Genomic DNA, 21,737 nt, shown 5'->3' on the forward strand with positions numbered 1-21,737 from the left:
GTCGCATGCCTGCTCGCACCGCGCTTTCCCCTGGAGAGTTGTCCCCGACTCTGCCGGTGCCCGGCAGTATCGCGCGCCCGGAATACGTCGGCAAGCCCACCGCCCAGGAGGGCAGCGAACCGTGGGTGCAGACCCCCGAGGTGATCGAGAAGATGCGCGTCGCCGGCCGGATCGCGGCCGGCGCGCTGGTGGAGGCGGGCAAGGCCGTCGCACCGGGCGTGACCACCGACGAACTGGACCGCATCGCCCACGAGTACATGGTCGACCACGGTGCCTACCCCTCCACGCTGGGTTACAAGGGCTACCCGAAGTCGTGCTGCACGTCGCTCAACGAGGTCATCTGCCACGGAATACCGGACTCGACGGTGATCGAGGACGGCGACATCGTCAACATCGACGTCACGGCCTACATCGACGGCGTGCACGGCGACACCAACGCGACCTTCCTGGCCGGCGACGTGTCCGAGGAGCACCGGTTGCTGGTGGAACGAACCCGGGAGGCGACGATGCGCGCGATCAACGCCGTCAAGCCCGGGCGGGCGCTGTCGGTCGTCGGCCGCGTCATCGAGTCGTACGCAAACCGGTTCGGCTACAACGTCGTTCGTGACTTCACCGGTCACGGCATCGGTACCACGTTCCACAACGGCCTGGTGGTCCTGCACTACGAGCAGCCGTCGGTGTCGACCATCATGCAACCGGGGATGACGTTCACCATCGAACCGATGATCAACCTCGGCGGCCTGGACTACGAGATCTGGGACGACGGCTGGACGGTGGTCACCCGCGATCGCAAGTGGACCGCGCAGTTCGAGCACACCCTGCTGGTCACCGACACCGGCGTCGAAATCCTCACCTTGCCATGACTTTCGCCGGATGACCGGAGCCCTGCTGGTCGCGGGCACCAGCTCCGACGCCGGGAAATCGGTGGTGGTGGCGGGCCTGTGCCGGTTGCTGGCCCGCCGCGGGGTCCGCGTCGCCCCCTTCAAGGCGCAGAACATGTCCAACAACTCCGTGGTGACCGTCGAAGGCGGTGAGATCGGCCGCGCCCAGGCGATCCAGGCGCGCGCGGCGGGACTGGAACCGAGCGTGCGCTTCAATCCGATCCTGCTCAAGCCGGGCAGTGACCGCACCTCGCAACTGGTGATCAAGGGTCGGGTCGCCGACACGGTCAGCGCGAAAAGCTATGTGCGGCACCGTGAACGGCTGTCAGTCATCGTCGGCGACGAATTGGCAAGCCTGCGTGCCGAATTCGACGCGGTGATATGCGAGGGGGCCGGTTCGCCGGCCGAGATCAACCTGCGCGCCACCGATCTGGCCAACATGGGACTGGCCCGGGCCGCGGGCTTGCCGGTGCTTCTGGTCGGGGACATCGATCGCGGGGGGCTGTTGGCGCACCTGTTCGGGACGGTCGCGGTCCTCGAGCCCGACGACCAGGCGCTGATCGCGGGGTTCGTCGTCAACAAGTTCCGCGGCGATCCCGCGCTGCTCGAACCCGGGTTGCGCCAGCTGCACGACATGACCGGCCGGCCCACCTACGGCGTCCTCCCGTACGCCGACGAGCTGTGGCTGGACGCCGAGGACTCGCTGTCGGTGGTCGCGCACCGCGTCATCGGCACGCCCGCCCCGCCGTGCGGCGACGAGTGGCTGCGGGTGGCCGCGGTCCGGTTGCCCCGGATCTCCAACTCCACCGACGTCGAGGCGCTGGCCTGTGAACCGGGCGTGCTGGTGCGCTGGGTCACCGACCCCGCCGACGTCACCGTGGCCGACCTGATCGTCATCCCGGGCAGCAAGGCCACCGTCGCGGACCTGGCGTGGTTGCGCGGTCAGGGCCTGGCCGACGCGATCGCCGCGCACGCCCGCGCGGGCAAGCCGGTGCTGGGAATCTGCGGCGGATTTCAGATGCTGTGCAGTCGCCTAGACGATCCGGTGGAATCCGGCACGACGGGCGTGCCCGGGCTCGGGCTGTTGGACGCCGACATCGCCTTCGATGTCGACAAGACCCTGCGCCGCTGGCAGCGGCCGCTGTCCGGATACGAGATCCACCACGGCCGGGTCACCCGCTGCGCCGAGGCGAGCTGGTTCGAGTGCGGCGCCGATCCCCAGCCCCAGGGTGTGGTGCGCGGGGCGGTCTTCGGGACCCACTGGCACGGGCTGCTCGACAACGACGACTTCCGGCGCGGCTGGCTGCGCCGGGTCGCAGACGCGGCAGGCCGCGGCGGATTCGTGGTCGGTGACGTTGACGTCGCCGCCCGCCGCGACGCGCAACTCGATGTCGCCGCCGACTTGCTGGCATCCCATCTCGACATCGACGGTATTCTCAGCTTGCTTGATGGTCCCCCGCCGCGGCGACCGCATCTGGCAAGCGCCTTGCGCCCCTAGGGCATTCGCGCCCAGCGCGGTATGAACGCCGCCGTTGACGACGCGGCCGAAAAACGAATTTGCGTACCAGATGCCGAAGAATCGTCGCGCACGGATGCCGTTTGGTTGTAGCGTGCTGGGGTGTCCTCGATGATGACCACCCTGGACGGATTCCCCGTGCCGGTGGTGGTGGCCGGCCCGGAGAACGGCGTCGTCGTCGTCATACTGGGCGACGAAGACCGCGTCCCGGCGGCGTACGACGCGGTCTGCGAGCGCCTGCACACCGCATCGCTTCGGACGGTCGTGGTCGGCTTCGATTCTCGGCTGACCCCCAAGTCGCTCATCGGCATCCTCGACGCGCTGGGCATCGGCTGGGCCGTGGTGATGGGCGATCGCGCCGGCGCCGAGCTCGCCTGGGAGCTGACCGCCACGCGGCTGGGCCGCTTCGTCGGACTGGTGGTGATCGACCGCGGCCACCCGCGGGCCTCCAACTACGAGGGCGCCGTCACCGACGGGCACTGCCCGCCGGTCGAGATCGGCACCACCGTGTTGGTCAGCTCGCCGGCCGCCCGGGCCGTGGCGCAGGCCAGCCAGCGCTACGTCTACGCCGATTACCGGGTGGTGCACCTGGGGCGCCGCAGCGTGCAGGAGTCGACGGCGCAACTGGCCGCCGAGATCATTCTGCGCACCAGCACCTGGTAGCGCCTGGTTGACTGACGGTCATGGCCAGTGAAGAACCTGCCGTGACCGATCCCGGCGCCGCGATGCTGTCGTTGACGGACCTGCAGCGATTGGTGGGCGCCGCTGAGGTGGACACGGTCATCGTGGCGTTCGCCGACATGCAGGGCCGGCTGGTCGGCAAGCGGATCGACGCCCGGTTGTTCGTCGACGAGGTGGCCACGCACGGCGCCGAGTGCTGCGGGTACCTGCTCGCCGTCGACGTCGACATGAACACCGTGAGCGGCTACGCCGTGTCGAGCTGGGACACCGGATACGGCGACACGGTGCTGCGGCCCGACCTGTCCACCCTGCGGCGCATTCCCTGGCTGCCCGGCACGGCGTTGGTGATCGCCGACGTGGGTTGGTCCGACGGCAGCCCGGTCGCCGTGTCGCCGCGGGCGATCCTGCGCCGCCAACTGGACCGGTTGGCCGAGCGCGGCCTGGCCGCCGACGTCGCGACCGAGCTGGAATTCATCGTGTTCGACGAGCCCTATCGCCAGGCGTGGGCCAACGGCTACCGCGGGCTGACCCCGGCCAGTGACTACAACATCGACTACGCGATCGCGGCGTCCTCGCGGATGGAGCCGCTGCTGCGCGACATCCGGCAGGGGATGATCGGCGCCGGCCTGCGCTTTGAGGCCGTCAAGGGCGAATGCAATAGGGGGCAGCAGGAAATCGGTTTCCGCTATGCCGACGCCCTGGTCACCTGCGACAACCACGTCATCTACAAGAACGGCGCCAAGGAGATCGCCGACCGGCATGGCAAGAGCCTGACGTTCATGGCGAAATACGATGAGCGAGAAGGCAACAGCTGTCACGTGCACCTCTCGCTGCGCGATTCGCAGGGTGGTGCCGTGTTCGCCGATCCCAGCCGCCCGCACGGCATGTCCTCGACGTTCTGCAGTTTCCTGGCCGGCCTGCTCGCCAGCCTGAGCGAGCTCACGCTGTTCTATGCGCCGAACGTGAACTCCTACAAGCGATTCGCCGACGGCAGTTTCGCGCCCACCACGCTGGCGTGGGGTTTGGACAATCGCACCTGCGCGCTGCGGGTGGTCGGTCATGGATCCAACACCCGCGCCGAGTGCCGGGTGCCCGGCGGCGACGTCAACCCGTATCTGGCGGTGGCGGCCATCGTCGCCGGAGGGCTGTACGGTATCGAACGGGGCCTGGAGCTACCGGAGCCCTGCGCGGGAAACGCCTACCAGACTCCCGGCGTCGAGCGGTTGCCCGTCACCCTGGCCGAGGCGGCCTCGGCGTTCGAACGCTCGGCGCTCGCGCGGGACGCGTTCGGCGACGACGTGGTCGCCCATTACCTGAACAATGCGCGGGTGGAGTTGGCGGCCTTCAACGCGGCGGTTACCGACTGGGAGAGGATGCGTGGGTTTGAACGGCTCTGAGTTCGACGGTGGCGACCCGCTGCGCCCGGCTGCGCCGCGCTTGCGATCGCCACTGTCCGACGGTGGCCGCCCGCCCCGCCCGGTTGTCGGCCTCACGACGTACCTGGAGCGGGTGCAGACCGGCATCTGGGACATCCCCGCCGGGTACCTGCCCGCCGACTACTTCGAAGGTGTCATCCTGGCCGGCGGGATCGCGGTGCTGCTGCCACCGCAGCCGGTGGACGCCGAGATCGTCGATTCGGTTCTCGACAGCCTGCACGCCCTGGTGATCACGGGCGGCTACGACGTGGACCCCGCCAGCTACGGCCAGCAACCCCACCCGAGCACCGACGCGCCCCGCACCGACCGCGACGCGTGGGAGTTCGCGCTGTTGCGTGGCGCGCTGCGGCGGGGCCTGCCGGTGCTCGGAATCTGCCGCGGCGCACAGATACTCAACGTCGCCCTGGGCGGCACGTTGCACCAGCACCTGCCCGATGTGCTCGGGCACAGCGGACACCGGGCGGGCAACGGCGTCTTCACCCGGCTGCCGGTGCGCACCGTGGCGGGCACCCGGCTGGCCGCGCTGGTCGGGGAGGCCGCCGATGCGCCGAGCTATCACCACCAGGCCATCGACAAGGTGGGGGACGGCCTGGTGGTCAGCGCGCGGGACGGCGACGGCGTCGTCGAGGCGCTGGAGCTGCCGGGGGACCGGTTTGTGCTTGCCGTGCAATGGCATCCGGAGCAGTCGCTGGACGATCTGCGGCTGTTCACCGCGATCGTGGACGCCGCGCGGTCCTACGCGGGACGCGTGAGCTGAGGTGAGCACCGCGCAACTGATCAACCCGGCGACCGAGGAGGTGCTGCGGTCGGTCGAGCACGCCGACGTCGCGGCGGTCGACGACGCGGTGGTCCGGGCGCGGGCGGCCCAGCGCAGGTGGGCGCGGTTGGCCCCGGCCGAACGGGCCGCCGGCCTGCGGGCCTTCGCCGCCGCCGTCGACGCCCATCTCGATGAGCTGGCCGCCCTCGAGGTCGCCAACTCGGGGCATCCCATCGCGTCGGCCGAGTGGGAGGCCGGTCACGTCCGCGACGTGTTGAACTTCTACGCGGCCAGCCCGGAACGCTTGTCCGGCAAGCAGATTCCCGTGGCCGGCGGCCTGGATGTCACGTTCAACGAGCCGATGGGCGTGGTCGGCGTGATCACCCCGTGGAACTTCCCGATGCCCATCGCGTCGTGGGGTTTCGCGCCGGCGCTGGCCGCGGGCAACGCCGTGCTGGTCAAACCCGCCGAGGTGACGCCGCTGACCACGATCCGGCTCGGTGAGCTGGCGGTGCAGGCCGGCCTCGACGCGGATCTGCTGCAGGTGCTGCCGGGGCGGGGCGCGGTGGTCGGGGAGCGGTTCGTCACCCACCCCGGCATCCGCAAGATCGTGTTCACCGGGTCCACCGACGTCGGCAAGCAGGTGATGTCCCGTGCGGCCGCACAGGTCAAGCGGGTGACCCTCGAGCTGGGCGGCAAGAGCGCCAACATCGTCTTCGCCGACTGCGACCTGGAGCGTGCCGCCGCGACCGCGCCGGCCGGGGTGTTCGACAACGCGGGTCAGGACTGCTGCGCCCGAAGCCGAATCCTGGTGCAGCGCAGCGTCTATGACCGCTTCATGGAGTTGCTCGAGCCCGCCGTCACGCGCGTCGTCGTCGGCGACCCGGCGTCTCGGGACACCGAGATGGGGCCGCTGGTGTCCGCGGCGCACCGCGACAAGGTGGCGTCGTACGTGCCCGACGACGCCCCGGTCGCGTTTCGCGGCACCGCACCAGCCGGCCGCGGATTCTGGTTCCCGCCAACGGTTCTGACGCCACACCGCACCGACCGCTGCGTCACCGACGAGATCTTCGGCCCGGTCGTCACGGTGCTGGCCTTCGACGACGAGCACGACGCCGTCACGCTGGCCAACGACACCAGCTACGGCCTGTCCGGATCGATCTGGACCGACGACCTGTCCCGCGCGCTGCGCGTCTCGCGGGCGGTGGAAGCCGGGAACCTGTCGGTAAATTCGCACTCGTCGGTGCGCTACAGCACCCCGTTCGGCGGGTTCAAGCAGTCGGGGCTGGGCCGTGAGCTGGGCCCGGACGCGCCGCTGCACTTCACCGAGACCAAGAACGTGTTCATCGCGATCAAGGAGGGCTAGGCGGTGGCGGTCGATCTCACCCAACGACTGGCGGGCCGGGTGGCCGTCGTCACCGGCGCCGGCGGCGGCATCGGGCTGGCCGCGGCGCGGCGGATGCGCGCCGAGGGCGCCACCATCGTGGTGGGCGACATCGACGCCGACGCCGGTGGCGCGGCGGCCGAGGAACTGTCCGGCTTGTTCGTGCCCACCGACGTGTCCGACGAGGGCGCGGTCGACGCGCTGTTCGATGCCGCGGCGCGCGCGCACGGGCGCATCGACATCGCGTTCAACAACGCCGGCATCTCCCCGCCCGACGACGACCTGATCGAGAACACCGAACTGCCGGCGTGGCAACGCGTTCAGGACGTCAACCTGAAATCGGTGTACCTGTGCTGCCGGGCGGCGCTGCGCCACATGGTGCCCGCCCGCCAGGGATCGATCATCAACACCGCGTCGTTCGTCGCGGTCCTGGGGTCGGCGACGTCGCAGATCTCCTACACCGCATCCAAGGGCGGGGTGCTGGCCATGTCGCGCGAGCTGGGCGTGCAGTTCGCCCGGCAGGGCATCCGCGTCAACGCCTTGTGCCCGGGGCCGGTCAACACCCCTCTGCTGCAAGAGCTTTTCGCCAAGGACCCGGAACGCGCCGCGCGCCGGCTGGTGCACGTCCCGGTCGGCCGGTTCGCCGATCCCAACGAAATCGCCTCGGCGGTAGCGTTTTTGGCCAGCGAAGACGCGTCGTTCATCACCGCCTCGACGTTCATGGTCGACGGCGGCATCAGCGCGGCCTACGTCACCCCGCTCTAACCCAGCTCATTGGCCGCATGCGGTCCGGGCGGCTCGCTGATCGCGACCAGGCGGATGGGTTCGCCGGTCCGGTCGTCGATCGAGCGCTGCAGCAGGGGTGCCGCGGCCGCCCAGGCGCGCGGCACCGACAGCGCACCGACCGGCGCCGCGCGGCGCCAGGCCGCCTCGACGCCATTGGTGGCGGCCGGCTTCGGGAAGAGCGATTGCAGGGCCGCCGTCTTGTTCACCGAATTCAGGTGGGCGATCGCGAAATCCGACGGTGCGGTCACCGAGTTCAGCTTCGACAGCGGCGCGGTGACCGGGGACAGGGACGCATCGATCGTCTGCAGTGGTGACGACGACAGCCGTGCTAAAGCGTCGGGTATCACCGACATCACCTTGCCGCCGGCCGATATGACGTCCGGGGCCGATTGTAGGACCCAACTACGTTCGGCCACAGCAGGATTGCCGGGTGGTTCGGGAAAGGGAGCCATCGCCGTGGCAGCGGCCGCGGCCCGCGCGTAGGCGTACATCGCGCCGGTGGTCTGCGCCCACATCGCGTCGTACTCGGCGTCGGCGTCCGCGATCACGGTGCTGTGGTGGCCCAGACAATTCGTCGAGGCCAGCGCGAGTCGTCGGGCGCGGTTGCCGGCGATCGCCTGCGGCGAGAAGGTCGCCGTGAAGGCCGTCTGATGCGCGCCCGCCGCCGCCGCGAGCTGGGTGGCCGCTTGCTCACCGCGGGCCGCGACCGTCTCGAGCCAGTCGACGTAGCGTGCGGCTGCGGTGAGCGCCGCCGAGGCCAAGCCCGCGTCGGCCGCAGCCAGCTTCGCGGTCACCGCCCGATAGTCGGCCGCCGCGGTAAAGAGCCGCGCCGCCAGCGCGTCCCATGCCGCCGCGGCCCGCATCATCGAGCCCGCGCCGGGCCCCGAGTACATCAGCCCGGAGTTGATCTCCGGAGGTAGCGTTGCGAAATCCATTACAGCCTCCGCCCGAGAGTGGCGGTGTGAGTTGTGCCCGAAAACATGAGGGTGTTCCTTCACGAGATAGACGCCGGGGTTACAAGCCGGTGGGCGAGGCACGCTCGGCCCGGGCGCCACGATCAGCTACGGGCGACGCAGATCTGGGTCAAGATATCTCGGTCGGACAAAGTGACCGCCGGCGCGCGGGATCGGGCGCCGGCGGGCGCAAACCCTATCGGGGTGAACGACAACGGCACCGGCGCCAGCACCGATTGTGCCGACACGCGGTTCCAGGTCAGGGGCCGCTCCTTCGTCATCCACGCGCTGTGGAACGGCTTGCGGTTGGTCTTGTTCGCCGGCGCGCCGACGCGCGACCCCGCCACGGCGGGCTGGCCGAGGGCGGGCAGACGACCGTGCGTCAGTCCCGCGGCCGCGCCGAGTCCTGCGGACCACGCGGCGGGCTCCGGCGGTGCCGCCGCGGAGAAGGCGGGTCGCAGCGCCGAACCCGCGATCAGGGCGGTGAAGGCCGCCAGCGCTGCGGCAACCGCGATGGCCGCCTGCCATCGCCGAGTCTCGCCAACGCCCCGGGAAACCACAGTGCACCGAATGTAGCGCGCAAAAATCGGCGAACGGTCCAAACGAGCTGTGAACTCGATCCGAGTCCGGTGTGTGTTTGCGCAGTTACGGCCCGAAAACGATGAGCGGGATGGCCATCTCCGCCGCGGTGGCTCCGCCGTGAAAGCCGACCAGGCGAGACGCTTCCGGGGGCTCGTGCGCGCTGGCCAGTACCGCAGCGTCACCGGAGCAGACGACGACCACGTCGCCGAGACGTTCCAGGTGGTGCGGGGCGACCGTCCCGAACATGCCGGTGGCCACCGCCTCCTCGCGGCCGTACACGGTGGCGCTGCCGTCCAGCAGCTCGCCCCACGCCGCCCGCACGTCGCCGGCCGCCCCCGGCACGGTGTGCAGATACCGCACCCGCGGTTCGCCGGCCACCACCTCGATTCCCTCGCTCAGCCTGGGGTCGGAGTCGAGGTCGATCCGCGCCCGCTCTGGGACGTTGATGCCGCCGTGGTCGGCGGTGACCAGCATCGCCGCGGTCGGCGGCAGCGCCTCGAGCAGGCGGGTCAGCAGCGCATCGACGTTGGCCGCCGCGGCATGCCACTGCTGCGAACCGATCCCGAAGACGTGGGCGGCGGTGTCGAGCTCGGCGGTGTAGCCGTAGACCAGCCCGGGCCCCGCGCGCAGCACGTCGGCCACCAGCCGCGCGTAGTCGTCGGCCGGATCCGCCGGGTGCAGCTCGGCGCCGCGGTAGGCGGCCTCGGTCAGCCCGCTGCCGACGAACACCGCCGGCAACACCGCTCGGGCGCTCACGCCCGCCGCCTGGAGCCGCTCGAACCACGTCGGCACCGGCTGCCACGTGGCGGGCGGCGGGTCGTCACGCCAGCGGACGTGGTTGAGCACCCGATCGGTGCCCGGCACCCGGAGCGTGAAGCCCAGGATCCCGTGCTCGCCCGGCTGCGCGCCGGTGCCAAGCGACACCAGGCTGGTCGGCGTGGTCGACGGGAACGTGCAGTCCAGCCGGGTCAGTCGGCCGGTGCCACCGGCCAGCACGGAGGCCAGCAGTGGGGCGCTGCCGGCCAGCTGGGGGAGCAGGTCCCAGCCCAATCCATCCACCAGCACGACGAGCACCCGGTCGATCCGGTCCGCGTCCACCGACTCCGCCACCGTCAGTTCGTCCGGTGGGTGCGAGCCGCCCGGGACCCCGAGCAGGGTGGCCGCGGCGGGCAGCACGTCGCGCAGAGAACCGGGCACGGGGCCAGTCTGGTGGCGAAGTCAGACGTGCGCCAGTCGATGGCCGGTCACCAGCAGCTGCCGGTTCGTGCTGTCGGTCAGCGCGCACAGCTGCACCGGCGACAGGCGGCCGCACAACCGGCCCCAGTGCATCGCCACCACATCGCCGGCGGCCACGTCGGGCACCGCGCTGTAGCCGTCAACCCACACGTCGAGCACGCGCGCCGCCGGTGTCGACAGCGTGAGGGCCTGACCGTCCCAGGTCAGGCTGCGGCACAACACCTCAACGCGGTCCGCGTCGCGGGAAAGCACTGTGCCGGAAGTGATTCGGCAGTTGTCCAGCACGCTCAGCGGTTGTGCGTCGGTACCGCGGCCCAGGAAGCGCGTCCACGGATATACCCCGAACACGTGGAAGCAGTGGTTGCCGGCCGCCTCGCCCGCCAGATCCGCGGTGAGGTGCGACCAGTAGTGGCCCGCCTGCGGGCCGATGATCTCGAGCAGCGCGTCGAAGAATCGCTGCGGGTCGAGGTCGGCGGCGACGCCACCGCCGAGCCAATAGGATTCGACCAGGCGGTAATCCAACGGGTCGGCGATGCCGGTCAGCTCCGACAGCACTCGCAGATACGGCCAGGCCCCGGAGAACTGCGTCGCCGCCCTGCGCACGTCGGCGACCGACCCGCCCCGCAGGGTGGCTCCCAACGGCGGACCGCAGTAGCCCAGCGCGTTGGGCGCGTAGGCGTAGCGCGCGAACATCTCGGCACCGCGGGAATCGGTCAAGTGCGCCCCACCAGCTTGACCGCGTCGCGGTGCATGCGGCCGAAGTTGTAATAGGCCGCGCACGCCCCTTCGGGCGAGACCATGCACGTTCCGATCGGGGTCTCGGGTGTGCAGGCGGTGCCGAAAACCTTGCATTCCCAAGGCTTGAGCACACCCTTGAGCACCTCACCGCATTGGCAGGCCTTCGGGTCGGCGACCCGCACGCCGGGCATCGCGAACCGCAGCTCGGCGTCGAATTCGGCGAAGTCGTCGTGCAGCCGCAGCGCGCTTTGCGAGATGAAGCCCAGCCCGCGCCATTCGAAGTGGGGCCGCAGCGCGAACACCCTGCCCAGCAACGCCAGGGCCGCGGGGTTGCCACGCTCGGGCACCACGCGCTTGTACTGGTTCTCCACCTCGCAGCGGCCCTCGCGGATCTGGCGCAGCAGCATCGCGACCGAGGCGAGGATGTCCAGGGGTTCGAAACCGGCCACCACCAACGGCTTCCGGTACACCTCGGGCACGAACCGGTAGGGCCGGTTGCCGACCACGGTGGACACGTGCCCGGGTCCGATGAAGCCGGACAGCCGCAGGTCCGGCGACTCGAGGATGGCCCTGATCGGCGGCACGATCGTGACGTGGTTGCAGAACACGCTGAAGTTGGGCAGGCCCAGCTCGCGGGCCCGCACCAGCGTCACCGCGGTTGAGGGCGCGGTGGTCTCGAAACCGATGGCGAAGAACACCACTTGTTTGTCGGGGTTGTCGACCGCGATCTTGCACGCGTCCAGCGGGGAGTAGACGAACCGGACGTCGGCCCCGCGGGCCTTGGCGTCCAGCAGGCTGCCGTGCGAGCCGGGCACCCGCATCATGTCGCCGAAGCAGGTGAAGATCACATCGGGCTGGCCGGCCAGCCACATCGCGTCGTCGATGCGTCCCATCGGGATCACGCAGACGGGGCAGCCCGGGCCGTGCACCAGTTCGACGTTGTCGGGCAGCAGGTGTTCGATGCCGTGCCGGTAGATGGTGTGCGTGTGACCGCCGCACACCTCCATGAACTTGAACTCCGCACCGTCGGTCCCGGCCAGGTGCTCGATGGCCACCAGCAGCTTGCGCGCCGCGGCCGGGTCGCGGAACTCGTCAACGAATTTCATTGCCGCTCCTCGTTACACGATGGCCGACGAATCGAAGGCCTGCATTTCGGTCGTGTAGGCGTCGCCGAGTTTCTTGATGGCCGCCAGCGTCAGCAACGCCTCGGTCTCGTCGATCTTGGCCATCGCGAATCCCACATGCACCAGCACCCAGTCGTCGGGTGCGGGCAAGTCGTCTTCCAGCAGCCGGACGCTGATGGTCCGCTGCACACCACTGACGTCCACCTTCGCCAAACAATTGGCGGGGTCGGTGATCTCGACGATCCGGCCCGGAATTCCAAGACACATCTGATTACCTCCTAGCAGATCCGCGGCAACGGATCCCCGACGAGCATGTCGACGATCCGGGTGCCGCCGAATCCCGTACGCAGGACCACGCTTTCGGCGGGTTGGGTGACGATTTCCCCGACCTCGGCCGCATCGGCACCCAACGGATGCGAGCGCAACGCGTCCAGACCGGCCGCGGCCTCCTGCGGCGCGACGACGGCGACGAACTTGCCCTCGTTGGCGACGTAGAGCGGATCGATGCCGAGCAACTCGCAGGCGCCATTGACCATGGGCGCCACCGGGAGTCGCTCCTCGTCGAGCAACACCCCGAGGCCGCAGGCCTGGGCCAGCTCGTTGCACACCGTGCCGACGCCGCCGCGCGTCGCATCACGCATCCATCGGGTGGACGGAGCGGCCGCCATCAACAGCTCCACCAACGGGCTCACCGACGCGGTGTCGGAGGCGATGTCGGCCTCGATGGCCAGATCACCTCGGGCCAGCATCACCGCCATGCCGTGGTCGCCCATGGACCCCGACAACAGCACCTTGTCGCCGGCGCGCACCGACTGCGCCGACAGCGTGCGGCCCGCGGGGATGACACCGGTTCCGGTGGTGGTGATGAACAGTCCGTCGGCCGCGCCTCGGGGCACCACTTTGGTGTCGCCGGTGACGACCTGCACGCCGGCGGCGGCGGCCGCCGCGGCCATGTCGGCGACGATCTCCTTCAATTCGGCGATTCCAAAACCCTCTTCGAGCACGAACGCCGCCGAGATCCAGGACGGCACGGCGCCGGCCACCGCCAGGTCGTTACAGGTGCCGTGGATGGCGAGGGCACCCAGGGAACCCCCGGGAAACCGGCGGGGCTGCACCACAAACGAATCCGTGGACATCGCCAGTCGCTCGCCGCCGGGTAAAGCCAGGACGGCGCCGTCGCCCAGCGACTCGAGCAGCGGGTTGCGGAACGCCTCTACGAACACGGCGTCCACCAGCGCCGCCGATGCCTTGCCGCCGGCGCCGTGCGCCAGCGTCACGTGATCGTCGAGCAGCCGGGGGCGGCGCCGGCGGAACGACTCGATCCGCTCGATCACGTCGCCTTCGCCGAACCGCGGCCCCGACGACAGGTAGTCACTTGCCGGGTTGTTCATCACGCCGCCCCCAAACCCTGATCGCTGCCGAGGTTTTCGTGGATGGCCAGCCACAACTGGTAGCCGACCAACGCCTGCGCCTCCTGAATTCGGTGCACGCTCTGCGAACGAACGACGAAGCAGGCGTCCACGTTCGGGTTGTCCACGAAGGCGCCGCCGTCGTAGCCGGCGAAGCCGATGGTGTACAGGCCGCGCTTGTGCGCCTCGGCCAGGGCGGCCAGCAGGTTGGGCGAACCGCCGCTGGTCGACATCGCGAGCGCGATGTCGCCGTCCTTGGCGCGGGCGATCAGTTGCCGGGCGAACACCAGCTCGAACCCGACGTCGTTGCCCAACGCGGTCAGGATCGCCTGGTCGGCGGTCAACGACCACGCCGGCAGCGGCTTGCCCAGGGGTGGCCGGGCGAACAATCTCGCCAGCGTGGTGCAGTCGGTGCAGCTGCCGCCGTTGCCGAAGGTGAACATCCTTGCGCCGGCGGCGAATCGGCGGGCGAGCTCGGCGGCGGCCGCCGCCAGCAGCTCGGCGTTGGCCTCGAGCGTGGACCGCCGCAACGCCAGGCTTTCCGACGCTTTGGCGTGGGCGGAGGCGGCCAGGTCGGCGAGCAGCGCCGACGGGTCGTCTTCTTCGGCGTCGATGAACGGGTACAGGAAATTGGTGGGTTCGTCGGCCGGGCTCATGAAACGTCCTCCTCATCCACGCGACTGATCGCCATGCCGGCATGCACCAGCACCAACTCGCCGGGCTTCACCGGGTCGACGAGCGTGGTGACCACGTCCTCGACCCCCCGGGCGGTGCGCACCCGTGCTTGTCCGCCGATCGAAGCGCTGACCACTTCGCCGAGCCGGCCCTCGTCGCTGCATGTGACACAGACGTCGTCGTCGGGGTTGGGTTTGAGCAGCCCGGAGTGTTCGAAGCACACATGGGTCAGCTCCCACAGCAGGTGGTAGAACAGCACGAAGCCGCCGGTGGCCGGGACACGCGGGTCGGGATCGTCCAGCCAGAGCACATGATCGGCCATCGCGGCCGCTGGCCGCTCGCCGCTGCCGATCCAGATCGTGGTGGCGCCCCAGGCCGGTGCGCGGCGCATCACCGAGCGCACCTGCGCGTTGTCCGCACCCGAGACCGCGACCACGATGTCGCCGGGCCGCACCGAGACCCGGACCAGATCCACCAGATCGGGCCCGGTCAGCGCGACCGCCGGCAGGGCCCGCTTGCCCATGATCACCGGATGCACGAATTCCACCGCGATGTGCAGCGCGTGCGGTTCCCACGACGGCGCGATGGACCACATGGTCGCGCCGGCGGCGAATCGTTTGGCCAGTGTCAGGGCGGTGGCGGCGAGGTCTTCGGCCAGTTCGGCACTCAGGCCGCGATCGATGGCGGTGGTGATCATCGCGTCGACTCCTCCTGCGCGATCAGCACCGAGACCGCGGCCTGGCCCAGCGCCAGCCCGCCGTCGTTCGGCGGCACGACATGATGGGTGAGAACTTCAAACCCGTTGTGCTGCAGCCTCGTACGACAGGCCCGTAACAACAGCACGTTCTGGAAAACCCCGCCGGTGAGGCCCACCAGCCGGGTGGGGCCCGCCACCCGGGTGACCACCTCGGTGACGGCCTCGGCGACGGCCCGGTGAAACGCCGCCGCCAGCGTCGCCGCTGGCGTTCCGGCGTACAGCGCCGCGACCATGGTCTGCACCATCGGGGCGGGATCGATCACCCCGTCGGGGCGCACCGCCAGCGGCAGCGACGGCCGCGCGGACTCCACGCCGACCGACTGGGCCAGGACCTCGAGTTCGATCGCGGCCTGTCCCTCGTAGTCGATGCGGTGTCGCACTCCGAGCAGGGAGGCGACCGCGTCGAACAGGCGGCCCATGCTCGAACACGGCACGCAGCCCGTCCCGGTCTCCAATTGCGAACGGATGAGCCCTAGTTCGTCGGCGCTCGCTGCGGCCACCGGCGCCAGGTCGGGGGTCCAGTCGATGTCGGCCATCCACAACTGGGACAGCGCCATCCGCCACGGGTTGCGCACGGCGGCGTCGCCGCCGGGCAGCGGCACCGCCAGCAGGTGTCCGGCCCGCACGAAACGGTGGCTTCGCGTTCCGAGGGCCAAAATCTCACCGCCCCAGATCGTTTCGTCACACCCGTAACCGGTGCCGTCGAAGGAGACCCCGATGATGGGTTCGCCGAGGCGACCGTGTTCGGCCAGCAGCGAGACGACGTGGGCGTGGTGGTGCTGCACCAGGTCCAGCGGGCGCTCGTCCGCGTGGCGCTCGGCCCAGCTGCGGGTGTGATAGCCGGGGTGTAGGTCGGCGGCCAACCGCACGGGCCGGCCGCGGATTTCGCTGAGCTGGGACACCGCGCGCTCGAACGCGCGCAGCGTCTCCCAGGTGGCCATGTCGCCGATGTGGCCGGACAGGTACGCCCGGCCGCCGTCGGTGAGGCAGCAGGTGTTCTTCAGTTCGCCGCCCACGGCCAGCACGGTGGGACCCTCGATGTGTAGGTCGACCGGCAGCGGCGCATAGCCCCGGGACCGGCGGACGGGCAGCTCGTGGGCGCCCTGCTCGTCGTGGACGACGCGCACCACCGAGTCGTCACACGGCACATGGATGGGCCGGTCGTGGTCGAGGACCGCGTCGCACAGACCGGGAAGGCGTTGCGCCGCATCCTCCTCGGTGAAGCAGATGGGCTCGTCGGAGCGGTTGGCGCTGGTCAGCACCAGCGCGTCGGGCCCCGGTCCGGGACCGTCCGGCACCGCCGCCAGCAGCAGGTGATGCATGGGGGAGTAGGGCAGCATCAGGCCCAGCAGCGGGCTGCCGGGCGCGACGCCCCCGGCCACCGCGGCGCGAGGGCGCCGACGCAGCAGGACGATCGGGCGGGCCGGGCTGGCCAGCACCGCGGCCTCGGCGTCGTCGACGTAGGCGTAGCGGCGCGCCACATCGAGATCGCGGACGAGCATGGCAAAGGGCTTGGCGCCGCGCGCTTTCCGTGCCCGCAGCGCGGCGACCGCGGTTGCGTCGTCGACGGCGCACGCCAGGTGGTAGCCGCCGATGCCCTTGACGGCCACCACCGCGCCGGAGGCCAGCGCGGCCTGGGTGGCGCTCAGTGCCGCATCGGAGCCGGTCACCCGGCCGGCCGGCGAGGTGAACCACAGCGTCGGCCCGCAGTCGGGGCAGGCGATCGGTTGCGCGTGGAAGCGGCGATCCGCCGGATCGTGGTATTCGGCGGCGCAGCGCGCACACATGGCGAACGCCGACATGGTGGTGGCCGGCCGGTCGTACGGCAGTCGCTCGATGATGGTGAACCGCGGCCCGCAGTTGGTACAGGTCACGAACGGGTGCCGGTACCGCCGGTCGTGCGGGTCGAACAGTTCGGCGAGGCAGTCGTCGCACACGGCGATGTCGGGTGGGATCGGCGTGGTCGCCCCGGGAGCCAATCGGCTTGGCGCGATGCGGAATTCGGGCGGGCAGGCGGGGTCGACCGCGACGTCGGTGACGTGGACGCCGGTGATCCGCGCCAGGGGCGGCGCCTGCGCCCGCAGCCGGCGCGCGAACTCCGCCACCCGCTCCGGCCGGCCCTGCACCTCGAGAAACACCGCACCCGAGTCGTTGCCGACAAACCCGGCCAGACCCAGTTCGGTCGCGATCCGGTGCACGAACGGGCGGAAGCCGACCCCTTGAACCACGCCGGTCACCATGACGCGTCGCCGCACCCGGGTCTCTTCGGGCCGCAACAGCATCGTGGCTTCGGCAATTTCGGTCATCTCAAGCCTCCGGGCTCAGTGCGGGGCCCGCGCGGCCCCGGCCCATCAACTCCAGCCCGGCCATGGCCTGTTCGGCGCCGGCCTGATCGGTCTTCTCGACGACGAAGCCCATGTGGATGATCACCCAGTCACCGGGCGCGAACGTCTCGTCCGGCAACATGCCGACATTGACCTTGCGCTGTTCGCCGGTGACGTCGACCAGTGCCAGCTGGCCCTCGAAACCGTCCAGCATTCCGATGACCTGGCCGGGTATGCCCAAACACATGGCTCAGCACCCCTTTTCGGTCGACGAGGACGGGTGCAGCGCGGCGACGATCTCTTCGACCGCCCGCGCCGCCCGGGGGACGGCCTGGGCGACCGGCTCGGTCAGGCCGATGCCCTCCTGGACGCTGCCCGCCTCGCACCCGACGACCACGGTGTAGGGCGGGTGGCCGCCCAGGGCCCGCAGGCTGGCGAAGACGGCGGCCGGGTCCATGCTGTGACCGTCCAGGCCGCTCGTCTCGGACGGCCCGTCGTGCTCGGCCTGAAAGACGTGCAACGTGCCGGGATGGCCCCGGCTGGGCACGGCGTCGACGAGAACCAGCGTGTCCCACTCCTCGAGCAGGTCATAGGCCAGGTGCATGCCACGGATGCCGTAGTCGATGACCTGAACCGTCGGATCGTCTTGGGGCAGTGCGGCGTTGCGGACCACCTCGGAGCCGAACCCGTCGTCGCCCAGGAAGATGTTGCCGATCCCGGCTACCAGGATGCGCGAAGTCATGGTGGCACCCGCGTCGGCTACATCCGCCTCAACTTCAGATAGCGGCGGGCATCGGGCACGGATATCGCGCCGAGGGCCAGGGCGATTGCGACCACCAGCGCGACCATGGCGATGAAGATCCAACCGAGGACTTCCATGACGAACTCCTTTCAGGGGTTTGTGCTGTGCTGCGATTGCAGCGGCTCGACTTCGTCGGGGGAGAAGTACAGGTAGCGGCCGTACCAGTCGTGCAGGTCGGCGGCTGGGTCCTCGTCGACGACGACGGCGACGTGCTTGTTGCCCTCGACGTCCTCGTGCACCGATGTGACGCGGGCGGTCTTGCCGGCGACGAAGATGTCCTGGGCGTCGGCGTTGCGCCGCGGTCGCAACCGGACCTTGCTGCCGCGCGCTACCCGGACCCCGTTCACCAGCACCGCGTCGATCTCGGGGCGAACCGCGTTGTCGGCCATCGGGTCCCACCAGTCCATGCCGTCGGGAATTTCGGGCACCAGTCCGGCGGAGACCTCGAGCCCGTGCGGATCGCGCAGCACGCCGTGCAGCCGGGCCATGGCCTCGGGCGACATGGCGTCGCATTCGTCGATGATCCGTGCGGCCCGCGGGTCGGTGGCCCGGGCCTGTGCCTTCTCGTCGTCGGTCATGGTCATGACGCGCAGGGTGAGGATCTCGTCGATCTCGGTGCAGTCGTACAGGGCGGTGTCGCTCTGTTCGGCGACCTCGGGGTGGTCGTAGAGGATGATCGGCGAGATCAGCAGCATGTCGTCGGTGCCCGGGGGGCCGGCCAGCACTGGGAAGCAGCGATGCTGCGCGCATCGGGACGCCGCGTCGGTCGCGCTCTGCGGCGGCTCGAGCAACGAGACGAACCGGCCGCCAACCACTTCGGCGATGAGGTGCGTTCCGATCAAGGATCGTGCGATGACTGAATCTTTATCGTCCTGTGCGCTCACGGGTGCGCCGGTGTTGGTGACCCGTACCGACACGCGTTGCAGGTCGCCGTCGGGCTGGCTGGTGACGGTCAACACGCCCCGAATCTCGTGGCGTTCGCGGACCAGCCGGCCGCCGTCCAACATCTCGAGGTCGGTTGCCCCCAGTGCCGTCACCGGGAGCGACCAGGGTTGATCGCCGAACGCGAGGGGGCCGAAGGAGACCTCGCACTCCACCGCCTCGTCCCAGGTGAGCCACGATCCGGTCGCGGTGCTCAGCTCGTCGACGGGTTCGAAATCGCCGCCATCGGTGGCCCTTTCGGCCCGCCGGTGCTGCAATTGCAGGAACCGCACCACCAGCGTCAGCGCCCGGGCGCCGTCGACCAAAAACTGTGCGGCAAGGGCATCGTCCTCGCCCAGGCCGGTCTCAACCGCACCGCTTGGCCCCAAAACCCCGAACTGCCAGCGTGATTGGTTCTTGCTCGACGTCCCCCGGTACGGGTAGAGCAGATAGCCTTCGTAGAGCACCGCGTCGGCGACCGTACGGGCCCGATCCCAACTCGACGTCATCGGGTCACCTCGCGATCGGTGGCATCCAGCAGCGAGGTAACGGCGTGGTCGAAGTCGAGCATCCCGCGGGCCGACTTGTAGCGGGCCAGCTCGGTGATGGTTTCGTGGCTCAGCCGGATCCATCCGCTGTTCGGATAGTGCTGTGCGACCAGGTCGCGCCAGACCGTGACGGGCATCGCGTAGTTGTCCTCGCAGTCCCACGACACCTGCTGCACCGAGAACCCGCGCTCGGAGTTGACGAAAACCGTTCCGCTGAACAGGAACTGCAGGGGCACCGCCCCGTCGCGCAGCGCGTGCAGATATTTGGCGGCGGCCACCTCGAAGTCGTAGGTGCAATCCAGCGGCAGGGTGGCGGTGGTGTGGCCGGTGAAGCCGGGCACCATGGCGGTGCAATGCTGCCAGAGGAAGGTGCGCTGGGTGCTGGCCCAGCGTTCGCGGCCGCCGAACAGGTCCATCAGCCCGGCCGCTTCGTCGTCGGAGTAGGAACGACGCAGCGGCTCGATGCGGACCTGGCAACGCAGGGCGATGGCGTGCACCGGGTCGTCGCCGGCCGCGGTGACGGCGACGCGGGCGGTCAACATCGGGCTGACGGTGTACGGCTCGGCCGTCACGTCCAGCACGTCGAAGCTGACGTTCATGGGAGTGTCTTCACGGCGCGGGCGGCGAGCCGGTCGAAGAAGCCGTCGATGAATTCGCGGGCCTGCTGGCCGCCGTCGAAGCCGCGCCATACCATGCGCAGGCGTCCGACGAATTCGTAGCAGGCGTCGATCGGGACCAAATACGTTTCCGGTTGCGGCAATTCCCCATCCTGGGCGCTGTCGGCGACTCGGACCAGCAGCGCCTCCACGTCGTCGGCGAGCAGGCTCACCCGTGAGTCGGCGTCGCGGATGGTTTCCCAGACCTTCATGTCCAGCTCGGATTCGCATGCTCCGGCCGGTCCGGGGTAGAAGGCGACGGTGTGGCCCAGGGCGGAGTTGGTGAAGAAGAAGGCGACCCCCACCGGGATTTGCAGCGCCTCCCACACCAGGCGATCCAGCGCGAAATCGGGAAACGACAGGTACCGGTCGGGCACCGCGCGGTAGCGCAGGTCGGCCGCCGAGTCGGTGAACAGCAGATAGCAGGCGCGGCAGACGCACATGAGTTGGCGGCCGGCCACATTGACCACGTGCTGGTGCTCGTCGGCGATCGGCTCGGCGCACATCTCGCAGCGTTCGCCCGCGGGCTCGGGGGCGCGCCGGTCGCTCCTGATGCGGGCCAGGACGTCGAAGGGACCTGTCATATGCGCCGCTCCTCAGCATCACTTCGTTCTGCATCGTCGCCGGCGGTCATGCCGGCGCGCCCATCGCGTCGCCCCGCAACGCCACCGACAGCAGGCCGTCGTGAGTCAGCAGGGGAATCGGTTCGAGATGAGCGGCCGAACCGTCGACCGCCGCGGTTCCGGCGTGGACGACGTCGAAATCCGTCCCGCAGCCCGCGCAGCGCAGCAGCCGCTCGCGCAGTTGGGAACCCTTCATCGAGGCGGCGCACACCGGGCAGTGATCCCGGTAGGCGAATGTCCGGTCACCCACCCGGCAGGCCAGCAGGGTCACGCCGTCGATGACGAATCCCGCGACGTCACCGGGGTGCAGCTCGGCAAGCTCGGGGGCCGCGTGCCAGGTGGTAGGTCCATGTCCGTTCGAATGCACGTGCGCCAGTAGCGATTCGGCGGGGATGACGCCCGCCGGAGCGGTCGTGTCGGCGGCGGCGACCGCCTCGATCGAGGAGACCTCCGGCGCCGCCGCGCGAACCGCGTCCTGCACGGCTAGCTCCAGGGTGACCGCCGACGACGGGCAGCTCTTGCAGCTGCCTGTGAACGCCAGCCGCACGGTGAATTCGTCCGGGCGTTCGCCTGGAACGACCTCGAGCAGGTCGACGTCGCCGCCATGCGAACCCAGGTAGGGGCGCACCCGATCCAGCGCATCGGCGACCCTGCGGTGCACGTCGTGCGGATGCAGGCCGTGCACCAGGAGCAGGCTGGCCACCAGGTCGTCGGTGGCCAGCCGCTCGACCAGCCCCCCGTCCGGCCCGGGCTCGGCGGCCATCCGCATGATCCGCTCCAGCCCGGCGCCGTACAGCCCGACTACCTCGCGAACCAGTTGTTGCGCATGGTCATACGCGGCGGCCCCGCCCGCGGCGCAGGAATCCAGCAGTGTCTGGATCCGATCGCCAGCTGTGCGCCACTGCGTGTCGGTCTCGGGGTTCGCCGGGCGATCCGCCATGCGTCACT

General features: G+C 70.0%; 22 protein-coding genes and 1 pseudogene. 7 read left to right on the forward strand and 16 right to left on the reverse strand.

What is annotated here, in order from left to right; genetic code table 11:
- The first annotated feature begins 5 nt into the window (after positions 1-5).
- From map to A5624_RS20705, 7 genes are all read left to right on the forward strand, one after another.
- On the forward strand, positions 6-863 hold the full coding sequence (gene map, locus A5624_RS20675; RefSeq protein WP_066870276.1) for a type I methionyl aminopeptidase: 858 nt from the start codon (positions 6-8) through the stop codon (positions 861-863).
- Positions 864-873: 10 nt separating this feature from the next.
- Positions 874-2,379, forward strand: a complete 1,506-nt coding sequence (locus A5624_RS20680; RefSeq protein WP_066870279.1) for a cobyric acid synthase — start codon at positions 874-876, stop codon at positions 2,377-2,379.
- Between the two features lie 129 nt (positions 2,380-2,508).
- On the forward strand, positions 2,509-3,060 hold the full coding sequence (locus A5624_RS20685; protein WP_066870371.1) for an alpha/beta hydrolase: 552 nt from the start codon (positions 2,509-2,511) through the stop codon (positions 3,058-3,060).
- A gap of 41 nt (positions 3,061-3,101) precedes the next feature.
- Complete coding sequence (locus A5624_RS20690; RefSeq protein ID WP_156749108.1) at positions 3,102-4,475, forward strand: glutamine synthetase family protein; 1,374 nt, start codon at positions 3,102-3,104, stop codon at positions 4,473-4,475.
- Positions 4,462-5,271, forward strand: a complete 810-nt coding sequence (locus tag A5624_RS20695; protein WP_066870285.1) for a gamma-glutamyl-gamma-aminobutyrate hydrolase family protein — start codon at positions 4,462-4,464, stop codon at positions 5,269-5,271. Before A5624_RS20690 ends, A5624_RS20695 begins: the two co-directional genes overlap by 14 nt.
- Position 5,272: 1 nt before the next feature.
- A complete protein-coding gene (locus tag A5624_RS20700; protein ID WP_066870288.1) occupies positions 5,273-6,637 on the forward strand; it encodes an aldehyde dehydrogenase in 1,365 nt (454 codons plus the stop codon).
- Between the two features lie 3 nt (positions 6,638-6,640).
- Positions 6,641-7,420, forward strand: coding sequence for a 3-oxoacyl-ACP reductase (locus tag A5624_RS20705; protein ID WP_066870291.1), 780 nt, complete (start codon positions 6,641-6,643; stop codon positions 7,418-7,420).
- Here the strand turns inward: A5624_RS20705 and A5624_RS20710 are convergent.
- The 16 genes and pseudogenes from A5624_RS20710 to A5624_RS20785 form a co-directional block, all read right to left on the reverse strand.
- Positions 7,417-8,376: a PPE family protein gene (locus A5624_RS20710; RefSeq protein WP_066870294.1), complete on the reverse strand. Its 960-nt coding sequence runs from the start codon at positions 8,374-8,376 to the stop codon at positions 7,417-7,419. The genes A5624_RS20705 and A5624_RS20710 overlap by 4 nt on opposite strands.
- 122 nt (positions 8,377-8,498) lie before the next feature.
- On the reverse strand, positions 8,499-8,954 hold the full coding sequence (locus A5624_RS20715; RefSeq protein WP_066870297.1) for a hypothetical protein: 456 nt from the start codon (positions 8,952-8,954) through the stop codon (positions 8,499-8,501).
- A gap of 85 nt (positions 8,955-9,039) precedes the next feature.
- On the reverse strand, positions 9,040-10,173 hold the full coding sequence (locus A5624_RS20720) for an alkaline phosphatase family protein (RefSeq protein ID WP_066870300.1): 1,134 nt from the start codon (positions 10,171-10,173) through the stop codon (positions 9,040-9,042).
- 21 nt (positions 10,174-10,194) lie between these two features.
- Positions 10,195-10,929 (reverse strand): DUF6390 family protein, encoded by a 735-nt coding sequence (locus tag A5624_RS20725; RefSeq protein WP_255400057.1) that lies wholly within the window; start codon positions 10,927-10,929, stop codon positions 10,195-10,197.
- A complete protein-coding gene (gene hypD, locus A5624_RS20730; protein WP_066870306.1) occupies positions 10,926-12,056 on the reverse strand; it encodes a hydrogenase formation protein HypD in 1,131 nt (376 codons plus the stop codon). Before hypD ends, A5624_RS20725 begins: the two co-directional genes overlap by 4 nt.
- A gap of 12 nt (positions 12,057-12,068) precedes the next feature.
- The gene (locus tag A5624_RS20735; RefSeq protein WP_066870309.1) at positions 12,069-12,341 is read right to left on the reverse strand and encodes a HypC/HybG/HupF family hydrogenase formation chaperone; all 273 of its coding nucleotides are present in this window, start codon (positions 12,339-12,341) and stop codon (positions 12,069-12,071) included.
- 11 nt (positions 12,342-12,352) lie between these two features.
- Positions 12,353-13,465, reverse strand: a complete 1,113-nt coding sequence (gene hypE / locus A5624_RS20740; RefSeq protein WP_082990622.1) for a hydrogenase expression/formation protein HypE — start codon at positions 13,463-13,465, stop codon at positions 12,353-12,355.
- Positions 13,465-14,139 carry an SIS domain-containing protein gene (locus A5624_RS20745; protein ID WP_066870311.1) on the reverse strand — a complete coding sequence of 225 codons (675 nt, stop codon included), beginning with the start codon at positions 14,137-14,139 and terminating at the stop codon, positions 13,465-13,467. Before A5624_RS20745 ends, hypE begins: the two co-directional genes overlap by 1 nt.
- Positions 14,136-14,855, reverse strand: a complete 720-nt coding sequence (locus tag A5624_RS20750) for a HypC/HybG/HupF family hydrogenase formation chaperone (protein ID WP_066870314.1) — start codon at positions 14,853-14,855, stop codon at positions 14,136-14,138. The genes A5624_RS20745 and A5624_RS20750 overlap by 4 nt, the downstream gene beginning before the upstream one ends.
- On the reverse strand, positions 14,852-17,221 hold the full coding sequence (hypF, locus tag A5624_RS20755) for a carbamoyltransferase HypF (protein WP_066870317.1): 2,370 nt from the start codon (positions 17,219-17,221) through the stop codon (positions 14,852-14,854). The genes A5624_RS20750 and hypF overlap by 4 nt, the downstream gene beginning before the upstream one ends.
- Position 17,222: 1 nt before the next feature.
- Entirely contained in the window at positions 17,223-17,486 is a 264-nt protein-coding gene (locus A5624_RS20760; protein ID WP_066870320.1) for a HypC/HybG/HupF family hydrogenase formation chaperone, read from the reverse strand.
- A 3-nt stretch (positions 17,487-17,489) separates the two neighbouring features.
- Complete coding sequence (locus tag A5624_RS20765; RefSeq protein ID WP_066870323.1) at positions 17,490-17,981, reverse strand: hydrogenase maturation protease; 492 nt, start codon at positions 17,979-17,981, stop codon at positions 17,490-17,492.
- 127 nt (positions 17,982-18,108) lie between these two features.
- A pseudogene (locus A5624_RS20770) lies at positions 18,109-19,471 on the reverse strand (hypothetical protein); the annotation flags it as partial.
- On the reverse strand, positions 19,468-20,109 hold the full coding sequence (locus A5624_RS20775) for a DUF6084 family protein (RefSeq protein ID WP_066870329.1): 642 nt from the start codon (positions 20,107-20,109) through the stop codon (positions 19,468-19,470). The pseudogene A5624_RS20770 and the gene A5624_RS20775, both read right to left, overlap by 4 nt.
- Positions 20,106-20,750, reverse strand: coding sequence for a DUF5947 family protein (locus A5624_RS20780; protein WP_066870332.1), 645 nt, complete (start codon positions 20,748-20,750; stop codon positions 20,106-20,108). The genes A5624_RS20775 and A5624_RS20780 overlap by 4 nt, the downstream gene beginning before the upstream one ends.
- A 46-nt stretch (positions 20,751-20,796) precedes the next feature.
- Positions 20,797-21,729 (reverse strand): NifU family protein, encoded by a 933-nt coding sequence (locus A5624_RS20785; protein WP_066870335.1) that lies wholly within the window; start codon positions 21,727-21,729, stop codon positions 20,797-20,799.
- Between the last annotated feature and the right edge of the window lie 8 nt (positions 21,730-21,737).

It is taken from the genome of Mycobacterium sp. 1482292.6, from assembly GCF_001672995.1.
Taxonomy (GTDB): Bacteria; Actinomycetota; Actinomycetes; order Mycobacteriales; family Mycobacteriaceae; genus Mycobacterium; species Mycobacterium europaeum_A.

Bases quoted from the DNA above. Each gene is read 5' to 3' on its own strand.
- map (WP_066870276.1), top strand. From the start codon at position 6: ATGCCTGCTCGCACCGCGCTTTCCCCTGGAGAGTTGTCCCCGACTCTG.
- A5624_RS20680 (WP_066870279.1), top strand. From the start codon at position 874: ATGACCGGAGCCCTGCTGGTCGCGGGCACCAGCTCCGACGCCGGGAAA.
- A5624_RS20685 (WP_066870371.1), top strand. From the start codon at position 2,509: ATGATGACCACCCTGGACGGATTCCCCGTGCCGGTGGTGGTGGCCGGC.
- A5624_RS20710 (WP_066870294.1), bottom strand. From the start codon at position 8,376: ATGGATTTCGCAACGCTACCTCCGGAGATCAACTCCGGGCTGATGTAC.
- hypD (WP_066870306.1), bottom strand. From the start codon at position 12,056: ATGAAATTCGTTGACGAGTTCCGCGACCCGGCCGCGGCGCGCAAGCTG.
- A5624_RS20735 (WP_066870309.1), bottom strand. From the start codon at position 12,341: ATGTGTCTTGGAATTCCGGGCCGGATCGTCGAGATCACCGACCCCGCC.
- hypE (WP_082990622.1), bottom strand. From the start codon at position 13,465: ATGAACAACCCGGCAAGTGACTACCTGTCGTCGGGGCCGCGGTTCGGC.
- A5624_RS20745 (WP_066870311.1), bottom strand. From the start codon at position 14,139: ATGAGCCCGGCCGACGAACCCACCAATTTCCTGTACCCGTTCATCGAC.
- A5624_RS20750 (WP_066870314.1), bottom strand. From the start codon at position 14,855: ATGATCACCACCGCCATCGATCGCGGCCTGAGTGCCGAACTGGCCGAA.
- hypF (WP_066870317.1), bottom strand. From the start codon at position 17,221: ATGACCGAAATTGCCGAAGCCACGATGCTGTTGCGGCCCGAAGAGACC.
- A5624_RS20760 (WP_066870320.1), bottom strand. From the start codon at position 17,486: ATGTGTTTGGGCATACCCGGCCAGGTCATCGGAATGCTGGACGGTTTC.
- A5624_RS20765 (WP_066870323.1), bottom strand. From the start codon at position 17,981: ATGACTTCGCGCATCCTGGTAGCCGGGATCGGCAACATCTTCCTGGGC.
- A5624_RS20775 (WP_066870329.1), bottom strand. From the start codon at position 20,109: ATGAACGTCAGCTTCGACGTGCTGGACGTGACGGCCGAGCCGTACACC.
- A5624_RS20780 (WP_066870332.1), bottom strand. From the start codon at position 20,750: ATGACAGGTCCCTTCGACGTCCTGGCCCGCATCAGGAGCGACCGGCGC.
- A5624_RS20785 (WP_066870335.1), bottom strand. From the start codon at position 21,729: ATGGCGGATCGCCCGGCGAACCCCGAGACCGACACGCAGTGGCGCACA.